Here is a 14,512-nt window from a genome sequence, read left to right as displayed (position 1 = left end):
GCGCGGCTCAGCGCAGCTGGCCGACGTGGGCCACGCTGCACTCGGCCAGGGCCTGCAGGTCGTAACCGCCCTCGAGCATGGAGACGATCCGGCCGGCCCCGTGGCGCCGGGCCAGGCCGCGCAGCTCGGTGGTGATCCAGGCGAAATCCTCGGTTTCCAGCATCAGGTCGGCCTGCGGATCGCGCATGTGCGCATCGAAGCCGGCCGAGATCAGCAGCAGTTGCGGGCGGAAATCATCGATGGCCGGCAGCATCTCGTCGGCCCAGGTGTTGCGGAAGCGGAAGCCGCCGCTGCCCGGCGGCAGCAGGATGTTCATCAGGTTGCCGGCCCCGCGGTCGCGGCGCAGGCCGGAGTTGGGGAACAGCCCGGCCTGGTGGGTGCTGTAGTAGGCCACGCCGGGATCGGCGATGAAGATGTCCTGGGTGCCGTTGCCGTGGTGCACGTCGAAATCGACGATGGCGATCCGCTCCAGCCCATAGCGGTCACGCGCGTAGGCCGCGGCGATGGCGATGTTGTTGAACAGACAGAAGCCCATGGCGGTGCTGGCGCTGGCGTGGTGGCCGGGCGGGCGCACCGCGCAGAAGGCGACCGGGTCGTCGCCGAGCATCACCGCATCCACCGCGGCGACGCCGGCACCGGCTGCATGCAGGGCCGCGCTGGCCGAGCCGGGCGAGGTCATGGTGTCCATGTCGATCAGGCGCAACGGCTCGGTCTGCGGCTTGAGCACCAGGTCGATCAGTTCGCTGTCGTGGACCCGGGCCAGCTCGCCGAGCTTGGCGGGCGGTGCTTCGCGCCAGTCCAGCTGGTCCGGATAGGCCGCCTTCAGCGCATCGAGTACCCCCTGCAGGCGCGCCGGGCATTCGGGATGGCCGCGGCCGGGATCGTGTTGCAGACAGGCGGGGTGGGTGAAAACCAGCATGCGGGCAGGATATCCGGTGGGGCGGCGGGGCCGCTCAGGCGTGGCGGCGCTCGTGGCGCCAGAGCACCTCGCCGTGGCCGTCGGCACGGGCCAGTACGCGCGCGAGCACGAACAGCAGGTCCGACAGGCGGTTGAGGTAATGCAGCGCTTCCGGGCGGACCGTCTCCCGGCGCGCCAGGGTGACGGTCTCGCGCTCGGCGCGGCGCACGATGGTGCGGGCCAGGTGGCAGCGCGCAGCGGCTTCGCCACCGGCGGGCAGGATGAACTCCTTGAGCACCGGCAGATCGGCGTTGTAGTGATCCAGCTGCTGCTCCAGGGCCTGGATGTCGGCCGCGTGGATGGCGGCATGGCCGGGGACGCACAGCTCGCCGCCCAGATCGAACAGCTGGTGCTGGATCACCGTCAGCAGGGTGCGCACATCGGCCGGCAGCGGCACCGCAAGCAGCACGCCCAGCGCCGAGTTGGCTTCATCGACGGTGCCGTAGGCGGCCACCCGGGCGTCGTCCTTGGCTACGCGGCTGCCATCGCCCAGGCCGGTGCTGCCGTCGTCACCGGTGCGCGTATAGATGCGGGACAAGCGGTTGCCCACGGTCGCCTCCGGCCGCGGTCAGCGCAGCACGTCGCGGCGCGCCTGCAGCAGCTTGCCGACCTGTTCGGTCGCCAGCTGCAGGGCGGCGGCCAGACCGACGTAGACCGCGGCGGTACGCAGGTAGGGCAGGAACCAGTCGCCGTAGTTCTTCGCCCAGCCGCTGAAGGTGGGCGTGGCGACGTTGTCGCTGGTCCAGTAGAAACCGCCCTGGGCGAACAGGTGGCAGACCGCCACCGCCGCGACCAGCAGCAGCGCGCCCTTGCCCAGTGCGGCCCAGCTGGCGCCGTGATAGCCGGCGCGCAGGAGCATGCCGCCGCCCCACATGGCGAAATAGGCCGGCAGCAGCATCCAGTAGCCCGGTGACACGCAGTAGTGCTGCCAGAAGTCCAGGCCGCTGCGGCGGATGACGATCCAGTCCACCAGTACCGCCACCGCCATCAGCAGCGGAAACGCGCCGCGGGTCCACGCGCGCAGGTAGAAGCCGCCGATGAAGAACACCGCCCAGGACGCATCTGGAATCGCCGCGAAATGGTTGACCCGCGTGGCCGCCATCAGCAGCACGAGCACGGACAGGACGAAGGCGCGGTGGGCAGTGGAGGTCATGGCGGTGACGGGTGGGGGCAGGCATTCATTCTAGCGCCTGCTGCGGCACCCCGCCGCACGCCGCCCGAACGGGCGAACCCTTATCATGGCGGGCATGAGTGAACGACATGATGTAGTGATCGTAGGCGGCGGGCTGGTCGGTGCCAGCCTGGCCATCGCCCTGGACCGTGCCGGCCGTGATGTCGGTCTGGTCGAGGCTTCGCCGCTGGGCACGCTGCCGGCAGTGTTCGACCAGCGCAACCTCAGCTTCGCGGCCGCCACGGTCAACGCGCTGACCGCACTGGGCGTGATGCAGAAGCTGGCTACTGCGCCCGGCCCGATCACCCGCATCCATGTCAGCCGCGCAGGCGATTTCGGTCGGGTGCAGATGGCGGCCGCGCAGTACCAGCGCCCGTGGTTCGGCCAGGTCGTGGTCGCCCGCGATTTCGGCCAGGCGCTGGAGGCGCGGCTGGACATGCTGGCCCACCTTACCCGCTATCGCCCGGCCCGGTTCGTGCGCCTGGGTGCCACGGTGGACGGGTATCGCCAGGTCTTCATCGCCGATGACAGCGGTGAGCGCTGCCTGCTGGCGCGCCTGGTGGTCGGTGCCGACGGCACCCGCAGCGGGGTGCGCGAGGCGCTGGGGATCGAGGTGGACGAGCATGATTTCGAGCAGACCCTGTTCGTTTCGCGGGTGCGCGCCGCCCGGGCGCCGGACGGCACCGCGTACGAGCGTTTCACCGACACCGGCCCGACCGCGTTGCTGCCGCGTGGCGACCGCCACTTCGGTGCGGTGCACGGCGTTGCCCGCGACCAGGCCGAGGCGGTGATGGCGCTGGACGATGCCGCCTGGGTGAGCCGGCTGCAGGGGGCCATCGGCTGGCGTGCCGGCCGCCTGCTGGAGAGTGGGCCACGCAGCGCGTACCCCTTGATCCAGGTGCTGTCGCGCGCGCTGGTCGGTGAGCGCACGGTCCTGCTGGGCAATGCCGCGCAGACCATCCATCCGCTGGGCGCACAGGGCTTCAACCTGGGCCTGCGCGATGCGCTGACTCTGGCCGAACTCGTGGCCGACGCCGACGATGCCGGCAGCGATGCGCTGCTGCGCGAACACGTGGCACGGCGTCTGGAGGACCGCGAGCAGACCATCGCCTTCTCCGGTGGGCTGGCGCGCCTGACCAGCAACCCGGCGCCGCTGATGCGGCCGCTGCGGTCGCTCGGCCTGCTGGCGGCACAGGCGACGCCGATGCAGTCGATGCTGGTGGGTGGCGCGATGGGCTTCCGCGGTCAGGTGCCGGCGCTGTGCCGCGGAGCCGGCCTGTGAGCCGGCGCCCGCAGGACGTGGTGGTGGTCGGCGGCGGCGTGGTCGGTGCGGCCTGCGCCCTGGCCTTGGCCGAGGCCGGATTGACGGTGACGCTGGTCGAAGGCCGCGAGCCCGCCGCATGGCAACCGCAGCAGCCGGACCTGCGCGTGTATGCGTTCGCGCCGGACAATGCGCAGCTGCTGGCCGCGCTCGGCGTGTGGCCGGCGGTGAGCACGGCGCGGGCGTGTGCCTACCGCCGGATGCGGGTCTGGGATGCGGCCGGTGGCGATGAACTGCGCTTCGATGCCGACACGCTCGGCCGTGAACAACTGGGCTGGATCGTGGAGAACGATCTGCTGGTGGACCGCCTGTGGGCGGCGCTGCCCGCGGCCGGCGTGCAGCTGTGCTGCCCGGCGCGGGTGGAAGCCCTGGAGCAGGACGCCAACGGGGTGCGCCTGCGCCTGGATGACGGCCGCAGGCTCGAGGCGTCGCTGGCGATTGCCGCCGACGGGGCCGAATCCACCCTGCGCCGGCTGGCCGGGCTGGAGGTCACGCGCCAGGAGTACGGCCAGCGTGGCGTGGTCGCCTACGTGGATACCGAAAAGGCCAACGAAGCCACGGCGTGGCAGCGCTTCCTGGTGACCGGCCCGCTGGCGGTGCTGCCGATCGGCACGCACCGCAGCTCGATCGTGTGGACCCTGCCCGACGCCGAGGCCGAGCGCGTGCTGGCGCTGGATGATGCGGCGTTCGGTCGCGAGCTGACCAATGCCTTTGCCGGCCGCCTCGGCGCGATGACGCTGGCCTCCAGGCGCGCGGCTTTCCCGCTGCGCCGACAGCTGGCGACCGGTTACGTGGCCGGCCGCGTGCTCGCGCTGGGGGATGCGGCCCACGTGGTGCACCCGCTGGCCGGGCAGGGCGTCAATCTCGGCCTGCGTGATGTGGCTGCGTTGCGGGCAATGGTGCTGGCCGCACAGCAGCGCCGCCAGGACTGGATGTCACCGCACCGCCTGCAGCGCTGGGCGCGCGAGCGCCGCAGCGAGAACACCGTCGCTGCGTACAGCTTCGATGCGATCAATACGGTGTTCTCCAACGATGAAATGCACCTGACCCTGGCGCGCGGGCGCGCGCTGGGCTGCGCCGGCAAGCTGCCGCCGCTGGTGTCGATGTTCTGGAAGCGCGCCGCGGGGCTGTGACCCGCGCGCTCAGTCGATCAGCCAGCCGGCCAGGTCGGCGCGGTCCAGCTTGCCGCGCCGCTTCACGTCCAGCGCGTTGAACTCATCGGCCAGGGTCGGGTTGGCCTGCGCTTCGGTACGGCTGATGAAGCCGTCGCCGTCGACATCCAGCGCCGCGAACGCGATCCGGTACTGACCGACCACGCTCACCGGCTGCACCGAACGCACCGTTACCGCAGCTTCGCCGGCCGGCGCGGCCAGCGTCACCTGATGGGTCACCTCGCCCTGCGAGAGCGGCTGTGCGCGCACGCTCGCGGGGATCTCGCGCAGCGGTTCGCTGATCGCCGGTGACGGCGGGCGGACCTGGGCCAGGGCGAGCGTGGGCAGCAGCGTCAGCAGCAGGATGAGGCGGGATCGGCGTCGCATGGAATCTCCGTTCGTGACGTAGGGACGCCGGGGGGGCGGCGCGTGCTTCGATCATTGCCGCGCGTTGCGCGGCCAGCCGGGCATGGCCCGGCTCTACCGGCGGTGCGCGTGGTTCAGCGCAGTGGCGAGGCCAGCACCGTGATTTCTTCGCGGTCGTGGTACAGCTGCTTGGCGCGTAGATGCAGCGGCTTGCCGGCCTGTTCCTGGAACAGCTCCAGGCACATGCGGGTTTCATCCCAGCGCTTTTTCATCGGCAGCTTGAGGTTGAAGATCGCATGCTTGCACCAGCCCTCGCGGAACCAGGTGGCCATGCGTTCGGCCACGCGGCGGGGCTGTTCGACCATGTCGCAGACCATCCAGTCCAGCGGGGTCTCCGGTTGCCAATGGAAGCCATCGGCGCGCAGATGCTCAACCAGCCCGGTCTCCAGCACGTGCTCGCGCAGCGGGCCGTTGTCCACGCTGATCACCTTCAGGTGCTGGCGGGTCAATACCCAGGTCCAGCCGCCCGGTGCAGCGCCCAGGTCGGCCGCGCGCATGCCCGGCTTGACCAGCAGTTCGCGCTCTTCGGGCGTCATCAGGGTGAGCAGGGCTTCATCGAGCTTCAGCGCCGAGCGCGAGGGCGCGTCGGGCAGCAGCTTCAGGCGTGGAATGCCCAGCGGCCAGGGCGCGCTGTCGCGGGTGTCGGCCACGCACACGAAGGCATGACGGCCATCCACGAACACGATGTGCAGGCGCGGCAGGCCGGTGTTCGGCTTGTCGGTCAGCAGGCCGGCCTTGCGCAGCGCCGGGCGCAGCGCATTGCCGAACGCGCGGGCCAGGCCAGCCAGCGGCTTGCCTTCGTCCGAGTCCGGATGTTCGACCCACATGTCGCCGAAGCGTTGCTGCCCCTGCAGGGCGGCGAGGATCGGGGTGATGCGGTCGGCAGCATCGAGCTGCGGCAGCTCGGCCAGCACCTGCAGCTTCTGCCGGGCGAAGATCAGCGAGCGCCAGGACAGGGCCTTGGACAGCGCCGCACCTTCGTCGGTGACGAACACCACGTAACCGTCATTGCGCTGGGTGCGCGCATAGCCGGCCACGTTGGCATAGGCGGCGCGTTCGGACAGCTCGGCGGCCAGTTCCGGTTCAAACCCCTGGCGGCACAGACACAGCAGGCCGCTCATCGCATCGCGCCCGAAGCGCGGATATCAGTAATGGGCACCGTTGATCTCTCCGTACTGGCGCAGCACCGCGCGCGCGGCGTCGCGCTCGATGTCGCGCGCGACCTCGATGCCACGCTTGTTGAGTTCGCCGATCCAGTCCGCCGGCAGCGGGCCTTCATCGAAGGGGGTCAGTTCTTCCACGTCCTGTGCGCTGGCACCGATCAGCAGCCGATCGATGCCGGCCCAGATGGTGGCGCCGTAGCACTGGCAGCACGGCTGCGAGGAGGTGGCCAGGGTGATCGGTGACAGCACATCGTTCAGGCGCGGGGTCTGCAGGCGCTGCTGGGCCAGCATGTAGGCCATGTTTTCGGCATGCGCCAGCGAGGTCGTATGCGGCACCACGCGGTTCACGCCGGCGGCGATCACGCGATGATCCGGCCCAAACACCACGGCGCCGAACGGGCCGCCGCTCTGTGCCTCGACATTCAGGCGCGACAGTTCAATCGCCAGCGCGACCTTGTCGGCGTCCTCGGGATAGACACGGCCCAGATCGATCTGGTCGTGGATCCAGGCGGGCAGGGTGAGATGGACTTGCGCGTACAGCATCGGGACATGAACCTCTTCAAAGATGGAGCAGCGGCAGTGTATCGGGCCGCGCCCGGGGATGCCGTGCCCGCGCTGAACGCGGCCACGCGCACGCCGGCGCGGGGCGCGCCGGTCGCAGGGAATCTGGAGCGCAGGCCCTGCCGATGCAGGGCCGCGCCGGGGTCACGCGGTGGCCGGTGCCTGGCACCGGCCGGGTGCAGCTTACGCCGACCAGGTATCGCGCAGGGTCACGCTGCGGTTGAACACCGGCTTGGCGGCGGTGTGGTCGCGGCGGTCGGCCACGAAGTAGCCGGTCCGCTCGAACTGGAACGACTGTTCCGGCGCGGCGCTGGCCGCGGCCGGCTCGACATAGCCTGTGACGGTGCGGCGCGAGTCCGGATTGAGGTAATCGCGGTAGGTCTTGCCGTCGGTTTCGTCGTCCGGGTTCGGCACCGAGAACAGACGGTCGTACAGGCGGATCTCGGCCGGCACCGCATGCACGGCGCTGACCCAATGGATGGTGCCCTTGACCTTGCGGTTGGCGCCTTCCATGCCCGGGCGCGATTCCGGATCCAGCCAGCCGCGCAGTTCGGTGATGGTGCCGTCGGCGTCCTTGATCACCTCATCGCAGCGGATGATGCCGGCACCGCGCAGGCGCACTTCGCCACCCGGCACCAGGCGCTTCCATCCCTTGGGCGGAACCTCGGCGAAATCCTCGCGCTCGATCCACAGCTCGCGGGCGAACGGCACCTCGCGGGTACCGAAGGCCTCATCCTTGGGATGGTTGGAGAAGGTCAGGGTTTCTTCGTGGCCATCGGGCAGGTTGGTCAGCACCAGCTTGACCGGATCGACCACCGCCATGCGGCGCGCGGCGGCGCTGTCGAGGTCTTCGCGCAGCGCGCCTTCGAGCACGCTGAAATCGATCAGCGAATTCTGCTTGCTGATGCCCACACGCTCGGCGAACAGGCGCATCGCCGCCGGGGTATAGCCACGGCGACGCAGGCCCTGCAGGGTCGGCATGCGCGGGTCTTCCCAGCCATCCACCAGCTGCTCGGTGACCAGCGCCATCAGCTTGCGCTTGCTCATCACCGTGTAGTTGATGTTCAAACGCGAGAACTCGATCTGGCGCGGCTTGGCCGCCTCACGCGGCAGGCCGCGATCGACCAGCGGCTGGGTCAGCGCGTCGTTATGGGCGAAATCGACGTTGTCCACGCACCAGTCGTACAGCGGGCGGTGGTCTTCGAACTCCAGCGTGCACAGCGAGTGGGTGATGCCCTCGATGGAATCGCCCAGTGCATGCGCGAAGTCGTACATCGGGTAGATCGGCCATGCATTGCCGGTGTTCTGGTGTTCAACGTGCTTGATCCGGTACAGGGCCGGGTCGCGCAGGTTGATGTTGCCGCTGGCCATGTCGATCTTGGCCCGTACGGTGCGCGCACCATCCGGGAACTCGCCCGCGCGCATGCGGCGGAACAGGTCCAGGTTTTCCTCGACGCTGCGGTCGCGGAACGGCGACGGGCGACCCGGCTCGGTCAGGGTGCCGCGGTAGGCACGCACTTCCTCGGCCGAGAGGTCGCACACGTAGGCCTTGCCGTCGCGGATCAGCTTTTCGGCGGCCAGGTAGTACGCATCGAAATAATCCGAGGCATGGCGCAGCTCGTTCCACTCAAAGCCCAGCCAGCGCACATCGTCCTGGATCGCGGCCACGTACTCCGGGTCTTCCTTGGCCGGGTTGGTATCGTCGAAGCGCAGGTTGCACACCCCGTTGAACTCGCCGGCGATGCCGAAGTTCAGGCAGATCGACTTGGCGTGGCCGATGTGCAGGTAGCCGTTGGGCTCGGGCGGGAAGCGCGTCTTGATCTCGGCATGCTTGCCGCCGGCCAGGTCCTCACGGACGATCTGACGGATGAAATCCCGTTTTTCCTGGGTTTCCGGAAGGGCGTCGGTGGGGGCGGCGGTAGACTCGGACATGATGCGCGGTCGCAGTTAAAAGGTAGAAAGACCAACAGTTTAGCCTGTCGGGGGACGCGCCACCGCATTCGCGCTGTCGCCCCACGTTTTGCTGCGCAAACCGCGGGCCCCATCTCACCATCACCCAGACCCCCGCGCCTTCGGCGCCGCCCCCTGACTCAGGGGGCTTCTCCGCCAGATGCAGTCGGTAGTGCCGGCCGCTGGCCGGCGCTGCACATTGCCGGCGATATCGGGAGCCGACCAGCGGCCGGCACGACCGGATCCGGCTGCGCCTGGAAGATGACCGCCGTGGGTCGGCACGCCTTCAGCCCCTGGGCGTATGCTGGCCCCATGCCCTCCGGAGCCCGCCCATGCACGTGATCTACCAGGCCGACAACCTGTTCGACGCCCATCTGGTCAAGCACGCCCTGGAGGATGCGGGAATCCCCGCGTTCGTCTTCGGCGAATCCCTGCTGGGCGGCATGGGCGAACTCCCGTTGTTCGGCGTCCTGCGCGTGTGCGTTCCCGACCTGGCCCGTCCCGAAGCCGAAGACATCGTCGCCCAGCTGGACTTGGGCGCGGCCCCGGACGCCCCCATGTTCGATGGAGACGAAAGCGCCGGCCTGTTGCCGGCCTAGGAGAACGCCATGTTGGGTATTGGAAACGGTCTGTTGGGCATCGGCGCCTTCAAGCAGCGCCTGCCGCGCCCGGAAGAGGCGTTGCCGGGCCGCGAGCACCCGCTGCCACTGCTGCACAACCAGCATTACGTCAACAGCCACCCGCTGAAAGACAGCTTCACCGGCCTGGAGCGCATCCGCTTCGCCATGGGCTGCTTCTGGGGCGCTGAACGCAAATTCTGGACGATCCCCGGCGTCTACTCCACCTCGGTCGGCTACGCCGGCGGCGTCACCCCGAACCCGACCTACGAAGAAGTCTGCTCCGGCCTTACCGGGCACACCGAAATCGTCGAGGTCGTCTACGACCCGGCCATCGTCCCGCTCGAACGCCTGCTCCAGGTCTTCTGGGAAAGCCACGATCCCACCCAGGGCATGCGCCAGGGCAACGATACCGGCACCCAGTACCGCTCCGCGCTCCATGCCACCACCCAGGCCCAGCTCGACGCCGCCCTGGCCAGCCGTGATGCCTACCAGCAGCGCCTGAACGACAGCGGCTACGGCGCGATCACCACCGATATCGTTTTTCCGGCGCCCGAGTACTACTACGCCGAGGATGACCACCAGCAGTACCTCGCCAAGAACCCCAACGGCTACTGCGGCATCGGTGGCACCGGCGTCAGTTGCCCGATCGGTGTGGGTGCCTGATACCCCAGAGCCGACCAACGGTCGGCTCTACCCGGTCCAATAGGCGGCCTTGGGTTCACTGCTGTGCTGCGCACCCGGACGCACCCGCCATGTGTCGACGGCGCGTCCAGCAATCAGGCCCACATCGCGCCAACCCCGACGAAAGTGAGAGGTTGCGGCTGCAGTTGCAGTTGCAGTTGCAGTTGCCGCAAGCGCCAAAAACGAAAGGCCCCGCAGTGCGGGGCCTTTTGCATAGCGAGCCAACGGCCAGCGCTTACAGGCGCTCGCGGATCGTCTGGCGCAACGCCTCCAGATCCTTGGCGAACGCATCGATACCGCTTGCCAGCTTCTCCGTCGCCATCGGGTCGCCCGCCAGATCCGCCGCGAAGCGCGCCGCATCGATCGGTGTCACCTGCACCGACTCGGCCGCACCGGCCACCAGCTTGCGCGGCAGCTCGCCATGATCGGCGTCCAGCTTCTCCAGCAGGTCCGGCGAAATCGTCAGGCGATCGCAGCCGGCCAGCGCCTCGATCTGTGCCGTCGAACGGAACGAGGCACCCATCACCACCGTCGGCGAACCACGGCGCTTGAACTCGGCATACACGCCGCGCACGAACACCACGCCCGGGTCTTCATCGATGCTTGCCGGCGCCTGCCCGTTGGCCACATACCAATCCAGGATGCGGCCCACGAACGGCGAAATCAGGAACGCACCGGCCTCACTGCAGGCCAGCGCCTGGGTGGGATTGAAGATCAACGTCAGGTTGCAGTCGATCCCTTCGGCCTGCAGCTGGCGCGCTGCCTCCACGCCTGCCCAGGTTGCTGCGATCTTGATCAGCACCTTGCTGCGCGGCACGCCGGCCGCCTCGTACATGGCGATGAACTGGCGCGCCTTGGCGACCGTCGCGGCGGTGTCGTGCGCCTGGTCGGCATCGACCTCGGTCGAGACCCGGCCCGGCACCAGGGTGCTGAGCAGGGTGCCCACGCCCACGGTCAGGCGATCGGCCACCGCGTGGACAACCGCCTCGCGCTCGCCACCCTGCTCGCGGCCCCAGGCCAGCGCGCTCTCGATGAGATCGGCGTACACCGGCAGGTCCAGCGCTTTCTTCACCAGGGTGGGATTGGTCGTGCAGTCGACCGGCTTCAAGCGCTTGATCGCCTCGTAATCGCCGGTATCGGCAACCACCACGGACAGATCACGCAGCTGGGAGAGTTTGGACAGCGAAACGGTGCTCATTGCAACTCCTGGGACGAAACGGTGGAACCTGCGCGACGACGCAGCAGGCGGGGTCAGGCGTGGGGCTGGTGGTGGACGGCGGTCACCCGCAGGCGCAGCTTGCGGCCGCCCGGTGCCACCCAATCCATGGTCTGGCCGATCGACAGGCCCAGCAGGGCGGTGCCCACCGGTGCGAGGATCGATACCTTGCCCTGTTCAACATCGGCCTCGCGCGGATAGACCAGCGTCAGAACGTGCTTTTCGTTCTGCAGCTCATCTTCGCACTCCACGCGCGAATGCATCATGACGGTGCCCTCGGGAACCTGGTCCGGCGCCACAACGGTCGCCCGGTTGAGTTCTTCGGCCAGGGCGATCCCGGCGGGGGTCTGGCTGACAGCGGGAGACTCGAGCATGGCGTCCAGGCGGTCCATGTCGTGGCTTGAAACAATGATGGAAGGGGGCAGTCCGCTGGAAGTGGACATGGTGTAGCTCCTTGCGTTTGTGGAAGACCCATGCAAAAAGGCGGCGCCTGCTGGCACCGCCTCGTCCTATTGTGCTGACAATCGTAGACGGATGCGACCCGTCCGGCGTATCGGCCCCGCCGGCCGGTTCAGCCAGGCTCAGCCAGCGCGTTGCAGCGGCGTGGCCGTGGCACCCGGAACGTCGGTGGACTCCAGCGCGAGCAGGCCCTGCGGCAGCCGTTTGAACTGCTGGGCCAGCTGTTCCAGTAACCCGGTCATCGCCGAACTGCGGCGCCAGGCCATCGCGATGCGGCGGCTGGGGCGGTCATCGCCGCTGAAGTCCAGCAGGCGGATGTTGTCCGAGCGCGGCACCGGGGGCTTGACCGACAGCGTCGGCAGCAGGGTGATGCCCACATCGGCAGCCACCATCTGCCGCAGCGTCTCCAGGCTGGTGGCGCGGAACTCCGATTTCTCGTTGGCGCCAAACAACCGGCAGACGGCCAGCGCCTGGTCGCGCAGGCAGTGCCCATCCTCGAGCAGCAGCAGCTTCTGCGACGACAGCTCCTGCACGTCCAGATGCTGGCGGCGGGCCAGTGGGTGCTGCTGGGAAACCGCCAGCAGGAAGGGCTCTTCGAACAGGAACTCGGCGTGCAGCTGGTCATCGTCCAGCGGCAGTGCCAGCAGGGCAGCATCGAGCTTGCCCTCGCGCAGCCGGGTCAGCAGCTCATCGCTCTTTTCCTCGACCAGCAGCAGTTCCAGCTGCGGGAAACGCTCGCGGATGTTGGGGATCACATGCGGCAGCAGATACGGGCCCAGCGTCGGGAAGATGCCGAGCCGGACGGTGCCGGCTTCGGGATCGCGGCTGCGCCGTGCGGCTTCCTTCATCTGCTCCACCTCGGCCACGATGGTGCGCGCGCGCGCGGCCGCTTCCACCCCGGCCGGGGTGAGCATGACCTTGCGCGGGGCACGTTCCACCAACGGCAACCCCAGCTCGTCCTCGAGCTTGCGGATCTGGGTGGACAGGGTGGGCTGGCTGACGAAGCAGGCGGCGGCCGCCTTGCCGAAATGGCGGTGGTCGGCCAGCGCCACCAGATACTTCAAATCACGTAGGTTCATTTCCTTGGACCTCTTGCGGCAATGGACCGGGTGATGGCGTGGCTACCCAGCAGACAGACAAGGTTCCCGGCGAACCGGGAACCGAAACGTTTCAGGCAGCTTCGGCGACAGCGCCGCTGCTCTTGGGAACGGAGGTGCGGATCAGGTGATCAAAGGCGCTCAGTGCCGCAGTGGAACCGGCGCCCATCGCGATGACGATCTGCTTGTACGGAACGGTCGTGCAATCGCCTGCGGCGAAGACACCCGGCACGCTGGTCTGGCCGCGGTCGTCGATCAGGATCTCGCCACGCGGTGACAGCGCCACCGTGTCCTTCAACCATTCGGTATTGGGCAGAAGACCGATCTGCACGAAGATGCCTTCCAGTTCCACCCGGTGCGAATCGCCACCGACACGGTCCTGGTAGACCAGGCCCGTCACCTTCTGGCCATCGCCCAGCACTTCCTGGGTGAGGGCGCTGGTGATGATGGTGACGTTGCCCAGGCTGCGAAGCTTCTTCTGCAGTACTTCATCGGCGCGCAGTTTGTCATCAAATTCCAGAAGGGTCACATGCGTCACAAGGCCCGCCAGATCGATCGCTGCTTCCACGCCGGAGTTGCCGCCACCGATCACCGCCACGCGCTTGCCCTTGAACAACGGACCGTCGCAATGCGGGCAGTACGCCACGCCCTTGTTGCGGTACTGATCTTCGCCGGGCACGTTCATCTGGCGCCAGCGTGCACCGGTGGAAAGGATCACCGAACGCGATTTCAGCGATGCACCGTTTTCCAGTTTGATTTCGACCAGGCCATCATCGCCGGCGGGCACCAGGGCGGTGGCGCGCTGCAGGTTCATGATGTCCACCTCGTACTCGCGCACGTGCTGTTCCAGCGCGGCGGCCAGCTTCGGACCTTCGGTTTCCTTGACCGAGATGAAGTTCTCGATCGCCATGGTGTCCAGCACCTGGCCACCGAAGCGTTCGGCGGCCACGCCGGTGCGGATGCCCTTGCGTGCGGCGTAGATCGCTGCCGCTGCGCCGGCCGGACCACCCCCCACCACCAGCACGTCGAACGGTGCCTTGGTGCTGAGCTTTTCGGCATCGCGCTTGGCCGCGCCGGTATCGAGCTTGGCCACGATCTGTTCCAGCGTCATGCGGCCCTGGTCGAACACTTCGCCGTTGAGGTACACGGTCGGCACGGACATGATCTGGCGCGCTTCCACCTCGGCCGGGAACAGGCCGCCATCGATCGCCACGTGCTGGATGCGCGGGTTCAGCACCGCCGCCAGGTTCAATGCCTGCACCACGTCGGGGCAGTTCTGGCAGGACAGCGAGAAGTAGGTTTCGAAGCGGTACTCGCCTTCCAGGTTGCGCACCTGCTCGATCAGCTCGGCCGTGGCCTTGGACGGGTGGCCGCCGACCTGCAGCAGGGCCAGCACCAGCGAGGTGAACTCATGGCCCATCGGCAGGCCCGCGAACACCAGATGGATGTCCTGGCCGGGCGTGGTCAGCGCGAAGGAGGGCGTGCGCTCGCTGCTGTCGCGACGCACGTCCAGGCTGATCTGCGCCGACAGCGTGGTCAGCGTGTTGAGCAGCTTGAGCATCTCCTGCGACTTGGCGCCGTCATCCACGTGCGCCGTGATCTGGATTGGACGGGTGACACGTTCCAGATAGGTCTTCAGCTGGGACTGGAGGTTGGCATCCAACATCGAAAAACTCCTTGATTCAGGCAAGGGAACAGCGTCGACGAACCCCGCGGGTGCATCTGCGCGACATGGGGG

Annotated in this window: 15 protein-coding genes; 4 read left to right on the top strand and 11 right to left on the bottom strand. The window is 68.2% G+C overall.

All coding sequences use genetic code 11. From position 1 onward, the window contains the following. Window positions 1-7: 7 nt before the first annotated feature. The 3 genes from ORK51_RS03505 to ORK51_RS03495 are packed head-to-tail and all read right to left on the bottom strand — an operon-like array spanning window position 8 to window position 2,111. Window positions 8-919: a histone deacetylase family protein gene (locus ORK51_RS03505; protein WP_019182425.1), complete on the bottom strand. Its 912-nt coding sequence runs from the start codon at window positions 917-919 to the stop codon at window positions 8-10. A gap of 34 nt (window positions 920-953) precedes the next feature. After that, window positions 954-1,508 carry a cob(I)yrinic acid a,c-diamide adenosyltransferase gene (locus ORK51_RS03500; RefSeq protein WP_266084055.1) on the bottom strand — a complete coding sequence of 185 codons (555 nt, stop codon included), beginning with the start codon at window positions 1,506-1,508 and terminating at the stop codon, window positions 954-956. Between the two features lie 18 nt (window positions 1,509-1,526). Then, entirely contained in the window at window positions 1,527-2,111 is a 585-nt protein-coding gene (locus ORK51_RS03495; protein ID WP_070426657.1) for a hypothetical protein, read from the bottom strand. Window positions 2,112-2,205: 94 nt separating this feature from the next. Here ORK51_RS03495 and ubiH point away from each other — a divergent pair, with 94 nt between their 5' ends. Next, window positions 2,206-3,411: a 2-octaprenyl-6-methoxyphenyl hydroxylase gene (gene ubiH, locus ORK51_RS03490; RefSeq protein ID WP_261997690.1), complete on the top strand. Its 1,206-nt coding sequence runs from the start codon at window positions 2,206-2,208 to the stop codon at window positions 3,409-3,411. Further along, window positions 3,408-4,583, top strand: a complete 1,176-nt coding sequence (locus ORK51_RS03485) for a UbiH/UbiF family hydroxylase (protein WP_070426658.1) — start codon at window positions 3,408-3,410, stop codon at window positions 4,581-4,583. Before ubiH ends, ORK51_RS03485 begins: the two co-directional genes overlap by 4 nt. 9 nt (window positions 4,584-4,592) lie before the next feature. Here ORK51_RS03485 and ORK51_RS03480 read toward each other — a convergent pair whose 3' ends face one another. From ORK51_RS03480 to ORK51_RS03465, 4 genes are all read right to left on the bottom strand, one after another. Then, a complete protein-coding gene (locus ORK51_RS03480; RefSeq protein WP_266084050.1) occupies window positions 4,593-4,988 on the bottom strand; it encodes an EF-hand domain-containing protein in 396 nt (131 codons plus the stop codon). A gap of 113 nt (window positions 4,989-5,101) precedes the next feature. Continuing rightward, a complete protein-coding gene (gene rlmM, locus ORK51_RS03475; protein ID WP_070426660.1) occupies window positions 5,102-6,148 on the bottom strand; it encodes a 23S rRNA (cytidine(2498)-2'-O)-methyltransferase RlmM in 1,047 nt (348 codons plus the stop codon). Window positions 6,149-6,172: 24 nt separating this feature from the next. Then, a complete protein-coding gene (locus ORK51_RS03470) occupies window positions 6,173-6,733 on the bottom strand; it encodes a nucleoside deaminase (protein WP_266084048.1) in 561 nt (186 codons plus the stop codon). A 201-nt stretch (window positions 6,734-6,934) separates the two neighbouring features. Beyond that, window positions 6,935-8,683: a glutamine--tRNA ligase/YqeY domain fusion protein gene (locus tag ORK51_RS03465; protein ID WP_266084046.1), complete on the bottom strand. Its 1,749-nt coding sequence runs from the start codon at window positions 8,681-8,683 to the stop codon at window positions 6,935-6,937. A 350-nt stretch (window positions 8,684-9,033) separates the two neighbouring features. Between ORK51_RS03465 and ORK51_RS03460 the strand changes: the two genes are divergently transcribed. Both ORK51_RS03460 and msrA read left to right on the top strand, forming a co-directional pair. After that, a complete protein-coding gene (locus ORK51_RS03460) occupies window positions 9,034-9,300 on the top strand; it encodes a putative signal transducing protein (protein WP_019182416.1) in 267 nt (88 codons plus the stop codon). 30 nt (window positions 9,301-9,330) lie between these two features. After that, a complete protein-coding gene (msrA, locus tag ORK51_RS03455) occupies window positions 9,331-9,984 on the top strand; it encodes a peptide-methionine (S)-S-oxide reductase MsrA (protein WP_070427537.1) in 654 nt (217 codons plus the stop codon). Between the two features lie 253 nt (window positions 9,985-10,237). On the opposite strand, the gene ORK51_RS03450 is transcribed toward msrA, so the two are convergent. The 4 genes from ORK51_RS03450 to ahpF form a co-directional block, all read right to left on the bottom strand. Then, a complete protein-coding gene (locus ORK51_RS03450) occupies window positions 10,238-11,200 on the bottom strand; it encodes a transaldolase (RefSeq protein WP_266084044.1) in 963 nt (320 codons plus the stop codon). A 53-nt stretch (window positions 11,201-11,253) separates the two neighbouring features. Further along, window positions 11,254-11,661 carry a nucleoside diphosphate kinase regulator gene (rnk, locus tag ORK51_RS03445; protein ID WP_019182413.1) on the bottom strand — a complete coding sequence of 136 codons (408 nt, stop codon included), beginning with the start codon at window positions 11,659-11,661 and terminating at the stop codon, window positions 11,254-11,256. Window positions 11,662-11,799: 138 nt separating this feature from the next. Next, window positions 11,800-12,756, bottom strand: a complete 957-nt coding sequence (oxyR, locus tag ORK51_RS03440; RefSeq protein ID WP_266084042.1) for a DNA-binding transcriptional regulator OxyR — start codon at window positions 12,754-12,756, stop codon at window positions 11,800-11,802. Between the two features lie 91 nt (window positions 12,757-12,847). Beyond that, window positions 12,848-14,440 carry an alkyl hydroperoxide reductase subunit F gene (ahpF, locus tag ORK51_RS03435; protein WP_266084040.1) on the bottom strand — a complete coding sequence of 531 codons (1,593 nt, stop codon included), beginning with the start codon at window positions 14,438-14,440 and terminating at the stop codon, window positions 12,848-12,850. Window positions 14,441-14,512: the final 72 nt, after the last annotated feature.

Origin of the sequence: Stenotrophomonas sp. RIT-551, from assembly GCF_026241915.1 — a bacterium.
GTDB lineage: Bacteria > Pseudomonadota > Gammaproteobacteria > Xanthomonadales > Xanthomonadaceae > Stenotrophomonas > Stenotrophomonas bentonitica_A.
Note: the sequence above shows the minus strand (reverse complement) of the source record. Positions and strands in the feature narration are given on the sequence as shown.

Excerpts from the sequence above, each read along its gene's own strand:
- ORK51_RS03495 (WP_070426657.1), bottom strand. The coding sequence starts at position 2,111 with ATGACCTCCACTGCCCACCGCGCCTTCGTCCTGTCCGTGCTCGTGCTG.
- rlmM (WP_070426660.1), bottom strand. The coding sequence starts at position 6,148 with ATGAGCGGCCTGCTGTGTCTGTGCCGCCAGGGGTTTGAACCGGAACTG.
- rnk (WP_019182413.1), bottom strand. The coding sequence starts at position 11,661 with ATGTCCACTTCCAGCGGACTGCCCCCTTCCATCATTGTTTCAAGCCAC.
- ORK51_RS03460 (WP_019182416.1), top strand. The coding sequence starts at position 9,034 with ATGCACGTGATCTACCAGGCCGACAACCTGTTCGACGCCCATCTGGTC.
- ORK51_RS03505 (WP_019182425.1), bottom strand. The coding sequence starts at position 919 with ATGCTGGTTTTCACCCACCCCGCCTGTCTGCAACACGATCCCGGCCGC.
- ORK51_RS03470 (WP_266084048.1), bottom strand. The coding sequence starts at position 6,733 with ATGCTGTACGCGCAAGTCCATCTCACCCTGCCCGCCTGGATCCACGAC.
- oxyR (WP_266084042.1), bottom strand. The coding sequence starts at position 12,756 with ATGAACCTACGTGATTTGAAGTATCTGGTGGCGCTGGCCGACCACCGC.
- ORK51_RS03450 (WP_266084044.1), bottom strand. The coding sequence starts at position 11,200 with ATGAGCACCGTTTCGCTGTCCAAACTCTCCCAGCTGCGTGATCTGTCC.
- ahpF (WP_266084040.1), bottom strand. The coding sequence starts at position 14,440 with ATGTTGGATGCCAACCTCCAGTCCCAGCTGAAGACCTATCTGGAACGT.
- ORK51_RS03465 (WP_266084046.1), bottom strand. The coding sequence starts at position 8,683 with ATGTCCGAGTCTACCGCCGCCCCCACCGACGCCCTTCCGGAAACCCAG.
- ORK51_RS03480 (WP_266084050.1), bottom strand. The coding sequence starts at position 4,988 with ATGCGACGCCGATCCCGCCTCATCCTGCTGCTGACGCTGCTGCCCACG.
- ubiH (WP_261997690.1), top strand. The coding sequence starts at position 2,206 with ATGAGTGAACGACATGATGTAGTGATCGTAGGCGGCGGGCTGGTCGGT.